Annotated in this window: 7 protein-coding genes and 1 tRNA gene; 3 read left to right on the forward strand and 5 right to left on the reverse strand. The window is 51.3% G+C overall.

Going from position 1 to position 12193, the window contains the following annotated elements:
• Window position 1: 1 nt before the first annotated feature.
• From ACT9TW_RS05745 to ACT9TW_RS05755, 3 genes are all read right to left on the reverse strand, one after another.
• The gene (locus tag ACT9TW_RS05745; RefSeq protein ID WP_446491859.1) at window positions 2-2098 is read right to left on the reverse strand and encodes a DEAD/DEAH box helicase; all 2097 of its coding nucleotides are present in this window, start codon (window positions 2096-2098) and stop codon (window positions 2-4) included.
• Entirely contained in the window at window positions 2095-3282 is a 1188-nt protein-coding gene (locus tag ACT9TW_RS05750; protein ID WP_446491860.1) for a tyrosine-type recombinase/integrase, read from the reverse strand. Before ACT9TW_RS05750 ends, ACT9TW_RS05745 begins: the two co-directional genes overlap by 4 nt.
• A 146-nt stretch (window positions 3283-3428) precedes the next feature.
• Window positions 3429-3523, reverse strand: a tRNA-Sec gene (locus tag ACT9TW_RS05755).
• Between the two features lie 327 nt (window positions 3524-3850).
• On the opposite strand from ACT9TW_RS05755, the gene yicI reads away from it, so the two are divergent.
• Window positions 3851-6169, forward strand: coding sequence for an alpha-xylosidase (gene yicI / locus ACT9TW_RS05760; protein ID WP_446491861.1), 2319 nt, complete (start codon window positions 3851-3853; stop codon window positions 6167-6169).
• Window positions 6170-6279: 110 nt separating this feature from the next.
• On the forward strand, window positions 6280-7437 hold the full coding sequence (locus ACT9TW_RS05765; RefSeq protein ID WP_315685889.1) for a DDE-type integrase/transposase/recombinase: 1158 nt from the start codon (window positions 6280-6282) through the stop codon (window positions 7435-7437).
• A gap of 122 nt (window positions 7438-7559) precedes the next feature.
• Here ACT9TW_RS05765 and ACT9TW_RS05770 read toward each other — a convergent pair whose 3' ends face one another.
• Together ACT9TW_RS05770 and ACT9TW_RS05775 are read right to left on the reverse strand one after the other, a co-directional pair.
• Window positions 7560-9254 carry an AsmA family protein gene (locus ACT9TW_RS05770; protein WP_446491862.1) on the reverse strand — a complete coding sequence of 565 codons (1695 nt, stop codon included), beginning with the start codon at window positions 9252-9254 and terminating at the stop codon, window positions 7560-7562.
• 119 nt (window positions 9255-9373) lie between these two features.
• Complete coding sequence (locus tag ACT9TW_RS05775; protein ID WP_446491863.1) at window positions 9374-10765, reverse strand: nucleobase:cation symporter-2 family protein; 1392 nt, start codon at window positions 10763-10765, stop codon at window positions 9374-9376.
• 225 nt (window positions 10766-10990) lie between these two features.
• On the opposite strand from ACT9TW_RS05775, the gene gltS reads away from it, so the two are divergent.
• Window positions 10991-12193 (forward strand): sodium/glutamate symporter, encoded by a 1203-nt coding sequence (gene gltS / locus ACT9TW_RS05780; RefSeq protein ID WP_182063156.1) that lies wholly within the window; start codon window positions 10991-10993, stop codon window positions 12191-12193.

Below are 12193 nucleotides of genomic sequence, written 5' to 3' on the forward strand. Positions count from 1 at the left end.
ATCACTCACCCTTCAATTGCTTAATCAATGCAAGTCGTAATTCTTCTGGTATATCTTCCACTCTCACTTGTCCATCTAGGAGTACTCTGAGATTATGAGCACTTAATTTAGCTTGATGAACTCTCTTTCTCTCTTGAGAAGTCATATCCCTGTTTACGAGTCGCATTTTTTCACGTTCTGCTTCTGTTGGATATGTAAACTGCAATGAAAATCCTTTCTTTTTGACCTCATTGTATTCGTTAATCAAACCATCAAAGGATGCACCGACACCGCATACACGAAGCCATGCTTTGGTTCTTGTCATTGCTGTAAAAAGAATATTCCTCCGCTTCGCTAACTCATAATCAACGTTGCAATAATGAGCATCCATGATATAGACCATGGCTGCCTCATTTCCTTTTGCACGAAAAATTGAAGTGAATGTTACACTATTATCTGAGAAGAATTCATCTGGGGAACTTGTAATCCCAGCTATCGACGTGTTAATTCCATTTTGGAAAAGCAAATCGCGTAAATAACCCACTTCATTTCTCATACGCATTGTATCAGGATGTATTACAACGATATCACTCGGCAATATCTCTTCTTCATTAATGTTTTTTATTATTTCTTGAGAGATCCAATGGGATTGAGAATGTTTATCGTCAAATTTAACAAATTGAATCATCTCATCAATTGAGTTATGAGCGCTCAACAAAGATGGGCTAGACTTAGCGGTTCTAGATAATATAACCTCTTTACCTTCTACTAATTCCCCATCGGTTTTTTCGTAACCAATTTCTGTCCATAATCCTTCAAAATCAAACATTTGAATTATTGGTTTATGGTAAATCCCAAAGCCTAAAGCATGGGCTGTAGTCAAGGTTGGGCCGGGGTTTCGATAGCAAATGTCTAATGTTATATCTTGTTCTTCACTTGTGAAACTTACAACTGGATTCCCATGTTCGTCTACTCCCCATATCTGCTCAGGAGAAGGCATTGAAGAATCACCAAGATTTTGTAACTCGTCATATGCATAAACTAATCTTTTCTTTTCACCTAATAAAGAATAGCAAATTCGAAGGAATTCAATTGAGAAATCTTGAGCTTCATCTATAAGAATGAAGTCGTACAACTTCTTATCTTCCTTTTTATTTTCTAAGAAGTTCTTACAGGCAGCTTGAAATGGTGTCTCGTTAATTTCAGCTAGACTACGGGCCCCATTATAATCAAAGTAAGGGATATTATGTGCAACGCATGCATTGTAATATAAACCTTCTGTTCTAGCCCCTCCCCATGCATGAATAATATCTACATTATCCCAATCTATTCCATTATCATCAGCGAATGCTGAGACTAAATTTTTTAGTTGTTCTTTAAGAGAGCGGCTGTTGAAAGTTACCGCTATTTTCCAGTGAGGGTTTTGTGAGTGTATATGCGCGATTTTACGAGCGAGAACAATGGTTTTTCCTGAGCCAGCAAGACCACGAATTCTTTGGACATTATCAATGTTAACTAAAACTGCTGTTGTTTGACTAGAGTCAAGTGTTGCAAGCGAATTCTCCAGTTTTTTTAGCACGCTCCCCTTTGAATCAACTTGTCTCACATAGCTTCGCTTTCTCTTAGGTTTCAATTTTGAAAGCGATTGAACATGGGATAGTAACGTCTCTAGAAGAGAACCATCATCCCAAGTTATATTATTCATGATAGCCAATATTTCATCTATATTGGAACTAATACTTAGGCCACTATCACAATCGAACTCATCAATATTTATGCAATTCGGTGAAAAAACAATGCTGTTTACCGGCACATTTAGAATTCTATTTTTTGTTAATGATTTTACTTCAGAAAGTTTAGCAACAAATTTCATGTGCATTTCATCAATGATATCAATATCATCTTGGCCTAATTCTCTTTCCTCAGTGAAATGGAAGATTACAATCCCATGTTTTGATGAGCAAAGTAAACCATCAAGTGTAACATTGCCTTCACTTAGAAATATGACAGGAAAACCTCTATAGTAATACCCAGATGTATCATTAATCTGACTTATAGAACTTTCTAGAATATCAGAAACAGTATGGTTCTGAGATTTCATTCCCAAAATTTCAATCATTTCGAAACTCCTGTAGATAAATCCATAAAATAATCCGCGTATTCTTGCATCATCGATTTCCTTTTATCAAGATACAAAGCATGGTTATACGTACCTCGGATCGTGTTCTTATCAACATGTGCAAGCTGCATTTCTATCCATACGCTATCAAATCCTTTTTCGTGGAGTATTGTCGACATGGTGTGTCTGAAACCATGACCTGTAGCACGCCCTTTATAGCCAAGTAGTTCAATTACCTGAGAAACGCTTTCTTTCGAAATTGGTTTGCTGCGGTTGTTTCTACCGATAAAAATGTATGGGTAATGACCTGTAACTGGTTTGAGCTGATTAAAGAGATCAACAACCTGAGTAGACAAAGGAACGATATGAGGTCTCCGCATTTTCATTCGTTCCGCTGGAATCTCCCATATCTCTTTTTCGAGATCAATCTCATCCCATGTAACAAAGCGCATCTCTTGGGTTCGTACACCGGTAAGCATAACTATCTTAGCCGCATTTTTCGTAATGATACTGCCGGTATACTCTTCCAAATCCCGGATGAAATGAGGCAACTCTTCGGCAGATAAAAAGGGATGGTGCTTTTGCTTAGGCACGCCCAGAGCGATAGCTAAATCAGGTGCTGGGTTGTATTCAGCACGGCCAGTTATGATTGCATAGCGATAAACCTCGCCGCATCTTTGGCGTACTTTACGTGTTTTCTCTAACGCTCCACGCTTCTCTATTCGCCGTAGCACCTCAAGCAGTTCCAGGGGTTTGATCTCACTAATGGGACGTTTACCAATAAACGGGAAAACAACTTGCTCAAATGTCTTAATGATTTCTTCACGATATGCCACTGTCCAACGATCTACTTTATTTGAGTGCCACTCCCGGCGTATGGCTTCGAATGAGTTCTCTGTTGAGAGTTGCTGTGCCAGCTTTTGAGCTTTTCTTTCTTCAACGGGGTCAATGCCATTAGCTACTTGCTTACGGGCGGTGTCACGCTTCTCACGTGCTTCTGCAAGACCCACCAAATCGTAGCTACCAAATGACATTAATCGCGCTTTCCCGGCAAAGCGGAAACGAAAACGCCAGCCCTTCGATCCATCGGGATTGATAAGCAATGACAGGCCTTGCCCATTGTTCAATGTGTATGGCTTGTCTTGGGGCTTTGCTCGTTTGATTTGTATATCTGTAAGTGCCATGTGTATAAAAAAATCTATACACATCACTATACATATTTTTCATGGAGTCAGAGAGATCTTGTCGGACTGCTACGGATGAATAACGCAGTATGATGATTGAAAATAAAGGGTTTTTAAGATTTTCTCGGATGGGTGAGGAGGCACTTTGGCGGAAGATCACAGGAGTCGAACCTGCCCGGGAACGCTGGCGTCCCCAACTGGATTTGAAGTCCAGCCACCTCACCGGAGATGACGATCTTCCGCGCCTGCATTGCTACATGGAGGCGGGGCGCATTATAGCTACTTTCAGGCATTTACCACATACCCCGACACACTTTTTTCACGTCTCTTTTGACCTGTATTAAGTCATTTCAGTTAATTCTTAAGAAAATCCTCATGTTAGCCCTGCGTGCTCCCAACATTTACCTCGATCACAAAAAACAAGAAACGTAATTTGCTAACCAGAAAACGCAATACTCGCCCCTGGAACAATGGTTTAAAACCTCTGTAACCGGTCTCAGTGACCTTATCGCTACAGGGCAGGCATCTGACGACCAGCAAAGAATTACAGAACTAAGAGGACGATAAGATGAAAATCAGTGATGGAAACTGGCTCATTCAACCTGGCCTGGAGGTAACTTACCCGGTGCAGGTGTTTGATGTGGAACAGCAGGGCAACGACCTGGTGGTCTACGTTGCGCCGCGTGATGTGCGCGAGCGAGCCTGGCAGCTCGACAGCCTGATGTTTACGGTTCGTCTGTTCGCGCCACAGGACGGGATTGTCGGGGTGCGCATTGAGCACTTCCAGGGGGCGCTGGATAACGGCCCGCACTATCCGTTGAACGTGCTGAAAGACGTGAAGGTAGAGATTCAAAACAATGCGGAATTTGCCGAGCTGAAAAGCGGCAACGTCAGCGTACGCGTCACCAAAGGTGAGTTCTGGGCGCTGGATTTCCTGCGTAATGGCCAGCGTATTACCGGCAGCCAGCTGAAAAACAACGGCTACGTGCAGGACAGCAACACCGATCGCAACTACCTCTTCGAACGTCTGGATCTGGGTGTGGGCGAAACGGTCTACGGGCTGGGCGAGCGCTTTACCGCGCTGGTGCGCAATGGCCAGACGGTCGAAACCTGGAACCGCGATGGCGGTACCAGTACCGAACAGTCGTATAAAAATATCCCGTTCTATCTCACCAACCGCGGCTACGGCGTGCTGGTGAATCACCCACAAAACGTCTCGTTTGAAATCGGCTCTGAGAAAGTCTCCAAAGTGCAGTTCAGCGTTGAAGGCGAACATCTGGAATATTTCGTGATCGACGGCCCGACGCCGAAAGAGGTATTAAACCGCTATACGCAGTTCACCGGGCGTCCGGCGCTGCCGCCGGCATGGTCTTTCGGCCTGTGGCTGACGACCTCGTTTACCACCAACTATGACGAAGCCACAGTAAACAGCTTCATCGACGGTATGGCCGAGCGCGACCTGCCGCTGCACGTTTTCCACTTCGACTGCTTCTGGATGAAAGCCTTCCAGTGGTGCGATTTCGAGTGGGACCCGGTGACCTTCCCGGACCCTAAAGGGATGATCCGCCGCCTGAAGGAAAAAGGGCTCAAAGTCTGCGTGTGGATCAACCCGTACATTGGTCAGAAATCACCGATGTTTAACGAGCTGAAAGAGAAAGGCTATCTGCTTAAACGCCCGGATGGCTCCCTGTGGCAGTGGGATAAGTGGCAGCCGGGTCTGGCGATTTATGACTTTACCAACCCGGAAGCCTGTAAGTGGTACGCCGATAAGCTGAAAGGTCTGGTGGATATTGGCGTGGATTGCTTCAAAACCGACTTTGGCGAGCGTATCCCGACCGACGTGCAGTGGTTTGATGGTTCGGATCCGCAGAAAATGCACAACCACTACGCCTACATCTATAACGAACTGGTGTGGAACGTACTGAAAGAAACCGTCGGCGAAGAAGAGGCGGTGCTGTTTGCCCGTTCAGCGTCTGTGGGGGCGCAACAGTTCCCGGTGCACTGGGGCGGTGACTGCTACGCCAACTATGAATCGATGGCAGAAAGCCTGCGCGGTGGGTTGTCGATTGGTCTGTCTGGCTTTGGCTTCTGGAGCCACGATATCGGCGGGTTCGAAAATACGGCCCCGGCGCATGTCTACAAACGCTGGTGCGCGTTCGGGTTGTTCTCCAGTCATAGTCGCCTGCACGGCAGCAAATCCTACCGTGTGCCGTGGGCGTACGATGACGAGTCCTGCGACGTGGTGCGCCACTTCACGCAGCTGAAATGCCAGATGATGCCGTATCTGTATCGCCAGGCCGCGCTGGCGCGTGAGCTGGGCACCCCGATGCTGCGGGCGATGATGCTGGAATTCCCGGACGATCCGGCGTGCGATTATCTCGACCGCCAGTACATGCTCGGCGATTCCATGATGGTTGCGCCGGTGTTCTCCGAAGCGGGTGATGTACAGTTTTATCTGCCGGAAGGACGCTGGACACACCTGTGGCACAACGATGAAATCCAGGGCAGTCGCTGGCACAAACAGCAGCACGACTTCCGCAGCCTGCCAGTGTATGTGCGCGATAACACCCTGCTGGCGCTGGGTAACAACAACCAGAAGCCAGACTACGCGTGGAACGAGGGCACTGCCTTCCAGCTGTTTAACCTGGGCGATGGCGCAACGGCAGTCAGCGAAGTGCCTGCGGCGAATGGCTCGGTGGTGTTTACGCTGAAGGCCACACGCAGCGGCGGCACGGTGACCATCAAAGGTGAAGGTGAGGCGCGAAACTGGTCCGTCTGCCTGCGCAACGTGCAGCAGGTGAGCGGCGTGAAAGGCGGTTCACATGCGGGCAGCGAGTGGGGCGTGGTGGTAAAAGCCGAGGGGAATGAGGTGGTGATTCACCTTTGAGCATTTAAAAAATGTCCGGTGGCGCTTCGGTATGAACCGGAAACATGGGTAACACTTTAGACCGGATACATGGGTAACAGTTATAACTGGCATAGAAGAGGAGACTCGCTATGCCCTGGACTGAGACCCAACCTATGCAACGCCTTGATTTTATCCGTGCCTGCCATGCAGGTACGGCCTCCTTCTCCGCTCTTTGCCGTCTTTTTGGTATCAGCCGTAAAACCGGCTACAAATGGCTTGAACGTTTTGACCCTTCTGACCTGTCATCCCTCTCTGACCAGTCGCGCGCTCCGCATTCCCACTCCCGGACAGTTCCTGATGATATCGTCGGGCATCTGACTGCCCTGCGTCAGAAACACCCTGACTGGGGGCCGAAAAAACTGCGGATGTGGTTGCTCAATCACCATGTCGATTTTGCCGTACCTGCCGCCAGTACTATCGGCGATATCCTCAAGCGTGAAGGGCTGGTTCCGGATAAAAAGAGAAAACGCAGAACACCGGGTAATCGCCAGCCGCTGACCACCATCAGTGAGAACAATCAGGTCTGGAGTGCTGATTTTAAAGGCAAATTCAGGTTGCTGAGCGGGGAGTACTGCCATCCCTTCACTCTGACCGACAATCACAGCCGGTATCTGCTGTGCTGCCGGGGAACACACCGGGAGAGTGAGCCCTTTGTCAGAGCGTGCCTGACTGATGCATTCCTGGAATATGGTCTGCCGGAAGTGCTCAGAACCGATAACGGTCAACCTTTCGCGGGAACAGGCATAGCCGGATTAAGCCGTCTTGCAGTCTGGCTAATCAAGCTGGGCATCAGGCCGGAACGTATCAGAAAGGGACACCCGGAAGAGAATGGCCGCCATGAACGAATGCACCGCTCCCTGAAAAGTGCGGTGAAATATGGCAACACCTTCATGACGATGGAAGAACAACAGCGGTGGTTCAGTGACTACCGGGAAGAGTTTAACCACGAGAGGCCGCATGAAGCCCTGGCAGGTGCAACGCCCGGAACGGTGTGGCAACCCTCGGGCCGACACTGGGATGGCAGAGTGCCTGAATATGTTTATCCGACAGGGGGCATGGTCTACAGGGTGAAATCGAGGGGAACACTGTATATGGGAAAAAAGGGGACCGTGTTCCTGAGTGAAGCACTGACTGGTGAGTACATAATGCTGAAAGAACAAGATGATGGCCTGGAAGCCATCATCTTTAATGGAATAACACTTGCGTACTACGACAGTAAAACCCAGAGTGTGCTCCGGATAGACTAAAAGTGTTACCTATGTTCCCGGTCTGATCTGTCACCTATGTATCCGGTCATACACTTCGCTTACCGGGCCTACAAAAGCACTACACCGTAGGCCGGGTAAGGCGTAGCCGCCACCCGGCTTATTTATTGCGCCGTCTGTACCGTCGACGCCACCCCTCCGGCCATTGTCTGCTCGACCTGCTGTTTATCCATATTCACCGCATTCAGCTTCCCGTTAACGGTTGGCTTCAGCGGAGCCTTGTCCTGCACGCTGCCGCTGGCGGTCAACTGCACATTGCCATCCCCCGTAATCGGCAGTGCTGGCCAACCCCAGTGCTGGATCACGTTAAGCGGCACGCCTCGCCCGTTCAGGCTTACTGTGGTTTGCCGCTGCGGCAGTTGTGAAACCGTCGCGGTGGCCTCCAGAATGCCTTTCTCGGTAAAGGCGCTCAGCTCGCTGATGTTAACGGTCGATGCGTTGGCATTCAGCGTGAGCGACGGGCGTCGTACGTCCACGCGGTTAAAGGTCGCCGCTGCGCCATTCAGCGTTGCGCTGCCGCTCCACACGCCCCACTGGCGGTCTTTTGCCAGTTGCAGGTTTGCGCCGTAGCCGTCCAGAGAGGTAACTTGCCACGGGAAGGCCGGATCGATATCAATCACCAGGTTGCGGCTCAGGCCGAATTTTTTCAGCGTCACGCTGTTCAGCCATTCAGGCAGCGGGTCCATCCACAGGGTTTTCCAGTTCTGCGGCAGAGTGTATTCCAGCCCGGCAATGGCGGCATCGTCCAGCACCAGCGATTTGCCGTCGCGCTGCCAGTTGCCGGAGGTGCGCACCATGCCGCCCTCCCAGCGAGAGGTAAACTGGCGCAGCGCAATGCCCTGCGGGGCGAATTCTGCATTCAGGATCGGGTCAAACAGATGCACAGAGCCATAGATAAACTCACTGGCGTTCATCGATAACCGCCCGTCCTGGCTTTGCCAGTCACCTTTGCTCAGGGTCAGGTTGCGCAAGCTTAAATCGAGATCCGTCACTGCCCAGTCCGGGCCTTGTAGGCGCGCGTCGGTCACCTCCAGCCGGCCAATCTGCAAGGACGGCAGCGTGGTTATGGGGGCAAAGAAATCCATCAGTGATTTATCGCTTTGCAGGCGGATGTCATTCAGGCGCATAGAGTCGATAATCCAGCTGCCATCGGCGTTACGCAAGGCCGAGCCGGTAAGTGAGCCGCGCGCCATATCCGCGCCAATGGTGTTCAGAACCACCTCTTTACCGTTGAGCTGTCCCTGGATCAGCACGTTACTGGCTGGTACGCCATTCAGGGTGAGCGACCCAGCACTCATCTGGATCTGCGCGTTTTTACCCAGCACGTTACCTGCCTCTGGCTGCCACGGGCTCACGCCGCCCGTCACTTTCTGCGCGCTCAGATCCCAGTCGGTATTCGGGCTGTTAAAGGCCATGTTGTTTAACTGCAAGCGGTCTGCCTGGAAGGGCAGAGGCGCCGTTTGCGGAGAGAGATTCAGCGTTCCGTCATACAGGGTGATGGTATCCACGTGCAGCGGATCGGTTATCTGGCGGCTGCTTAAACCGATATCTACTTTTTTCGCCACCAGAGTGGCGGGTTTGCCGTCGCGGCCAAAGGTGATGTTTTCCAGAATGATGTGGGAAGGTGACGAGAAACGATGATCCATCTGGTCGAAACTGAGTTCGTAATCGGTGTTGACCGTGACCCAGCTACTGACCTCAGACGCACCCCAGCGAGTCTGGAGCAGGAAATAGAACGCCAGAACCACAATTAACAGGGCTATCAGAAGATAAACGAGCAGCTTTCCAATAAATTTCATGGTCTTCCATCCCGCGAAACGCACATAAAGGAGTTATGCACGATTTATGCGCAATGCTCAAGGCGGGAATGGTGTAATTCGATGTCACGGCAGGCATTGACTGCCTGCCGTGATGGCGATCAATTTTTTTCAGGCGGGAAAACGAGGTTCAGTACGATGGCCGTAATACCGCCAGCCGCGATGCCGGAAGAGAGCAGGTTTTTCAGCCAGTCTGGTGCGAACTGAAGGATCAGCGGCTGCTGAGAAACACCCAGGCCGACAGCCAGAGACAGCGCGATAATCATGATCGCACGGCGATTCAGCGGCTCGCGCGAGACAATGCGCACACCCGATGCGGCGATAGTCCCGAACATCACAAGCGTTGCGCCGCCAAGCACAGGCTCAGGAATGTGCTGCACAAAACCACTTACTGCCGGGAACAGGCCGAGCACGATCAGCATCAGTGCCACCACAAAACCGACGTAGCGGCTGGCAACGCCGGTCAGCTGGATCACGCCATTATTCTGGCCGAAGCAGGAGTTCGGGAAGGTGTTGAACACCGCAGAGACAAACGAGTTCAGGCCGTTTGCCAGCACGCCGCCTTTCAGGCGTTTCATGTACAGCGGGCCAGAAACTGGCTGCTCAGAGACATCAGACGTCGCCGTAATATCACCGATGGTTTCCAGCGAGGTGATCATAAAGACCAGCATCAGCGGCACCAGTAGACCCCAGTCAATGCCCAGGCCGTAGTACAGCGGGGTCGGGATGGTGATTAATGCACTGCTGGTGGGGGCGGTATTTTCCGGCAGCATCCCCAGCGCCCATGCCAGCAGATAACCGGCAGCCATGGCGATCACCAGTGACGCGACGCGCAGGTAAGGGTTACGCTGACGGTTAAGCAGAATAATGATCGCCAGCACCACGCCTGCCAGCAGCAGGTTTTTCGGTGCGCCGAAGGTATGGTCGGCCATTGCGCTATAACCGCCGCCGATGGAGGTCAGGCCAACCTGAATCAGAGACAGGCCGATAATCATCACTACCACGCCGGACACCAGTGGGGTGATCACGCGGCGCGCCAGGTGCAGAACGCGGGAGATAACCATTTCCGTGCAGCTTGCCAGCATCAGTGTACCGAACAGGGCTGCCATCATGGTCGGGACATCTGCACCACCGGTTTTCAGCGCCGTGCCGCCCATAATCAGCGGTGCCACAAAGTTAAAACTGGTGCCCTGAATCGACAGCAAGCCCGAACCCACCGGACCCCACGCTTTAATCTGAATAATCGAGGCCACGCCAGAGGCGAACAGGGACATGCTGATGATGTGTTGTGTGTCCTGAGCCGGTAAACCAAGCGCCTGGCAAATCAGCAGAGCAGGCGTGATCACCGCAACAAACATCGCCAGTAAATGCTGACAAGCGGCAAACAAGGTTTGAGGCAGCGGTGGGCGATCTTCAAGGCGGTAGATCAATTCACTGTTATGCGGCTGCGCAATCGGTTGCGCATCGGGAGACTCTATGGTGTTAACGGACATCGGAAGCAATCCCACGGTAGAAAAGCGGGCATTTTATCTGACCAGTTGGTAAAAGCAAACGATTGCCAGCAAAAAAAGATAAGAAAATCTGCCGCTGCGGGCACCTTTTCTACACCCCATCAGGAAAAAAAATTACACTTTTTACGCGGGTGGCTCATGACGAGCGCAAACCCGCCAGGATAACGCCGCGTGTGAGTGGAATACGCGCAGAATAAGGAGCCCTCTATGATTCACCTCGATACGTTGTCGACACTTGTTGCCGCAACGCTGGTCTTACTGCTTGGCCGTAAACTGGTACACAGTGTTTCCCTTCTCAAGAAGTACACCATTCCTGAACCCGTTGCCGGTGGATTGCTGGTGGCGCTGGCCCTGCTGGTGCTGAAGAAAAGCATGGGATGGGAAATCGATTTTGATATGTCCCTGAAAGACCCGCTGATGCTGGCTTTCTTTGCCACCATCGGCCTGAATGCCAACCTGGCGAGCCTGCGCGCGGGCGGTAAAGTGCTGGGTGTGTTTCTGATTGTGGTGGTTGGGCTGTTACTGATGCAAAATGCCATCGGTATCGGCATGGCCACGCTGCTGGGGCTGGATCCGCTGATGGGGCTGCTGGCAGGGTCAATCACGCTGTCTGGTGGACATGGCACCGGTGCCGCGTGGAGCAAGCTGTTCATTGAGCGTTACGGCTTTGAAAACGCAACGGAAGTGGCGATGGCCTGCGCAACCTTCGGCCTGGTGCTGGGCGGGTTGATTGGTGGCCCGGTGGCGCGCTATCTGGTGAAGCACTCCACTACGCCAGACGGCAGACCGGACGATGAACTGGTGCCCACGGCGTTTGAAAAGCCGGATGTCGGGCGCAGTATTACTTCGCTGGTGCTGATTGAAACCATCGCGATGATTGCCATCTGCCTGACCGTGGGCAAAGTGGTTGCGCAATGGCTGGCAGGCTCCGCATTTGAACTGCCGACATTTGTTTGCGTGCTGTTTGTCGGGGTGGTGCTGAGTAACGGTCTGGCCGCAATGGGCTTCTACCGCGTGTTCGAACGTGCCGTTTCGGTGCTGGGTAACGTCTGCCTGTCACTGTTCCTGGCGATGGCGCTGATGAGCCTCAAGCTCTGGGAACTGGCCTCTCTGGCGCTGCCGATGGTCGCTATTCTGGCGGTTCAGGCCCTGTTTATGGCCCTGTATGCCATGTTTGTCACCTGGCGCATGATGGGTAAAAACTACGATGCTGCGGTACTGGCTGCGGGACATTGCGGGTTTGGTCTGGGTGCGACGCCGACCGCTATTGCCAACATGCAGGCGATCACCGAGCGATTCGGTCCCTCTCATATGGCGTTTCTGGTGGTTCCGATGGTGGGGGCGTTCTTTATTGATATCGTCAACGCGCTGGTGATCAAGCTGTACCTGATGCTGCCAATGTTTGCCTGA

Source organism: Enterobacter sp. C4G1, from assembly GCF_052886895.1.

Bases quoted from the DNA above. Each gene is read 5' to 3' on its own strand.
- ACT9TW_RS05745 (WP_446491859.1), bottom strand. From the start codon at position 2,098: ATGATTGAAATTTTGGGAATGAAATCTCAGAACCATACTGTTTCTGAT.
- ACT9TW_RS05750 (WP_446491860.1), bottom strand. From the start codon at position 3,282: ATGGCACTTACAGATATACAAATCAAACGAGCAAAGCCCCAAGACAAG.
- yicI (WP_446491861.1), top strand. From the start codon at position 3,851: ATGAAAATCAGTGATGGAAACTGGCTCATTCAACCTGGCCTGGAGGTA.
- ACT9TW_RS05765 (WP_315685889.1), top strand. From the start codon at position 6,280: ATGCCCTGGACTGAGACCCAACCTATGCAACGCCTTGATTTTATCCGT.
- ACT9TW_RS05770 (WP_446491862.1), bottom strand. From the start codon at position 9,254: ATGAAATTTATTGGAAAGCTGCTCGTTTATCTTCTGATAGCCCTGTTA.
- ACT9TW_RS05775 (WP_446491863.1), bottom strand. From the start codon at position 10,765: ATGTCCGTTAACACCATAGAGTCTCCCGATGCGCAACCGATTGCGCAG.
- gltS (WP_182063156.1), top strand. From the start codon at position 10,991: ATGATTCACCTCGATACGTTGTCGACACTTGTTGCCGCAACGCTGGTC.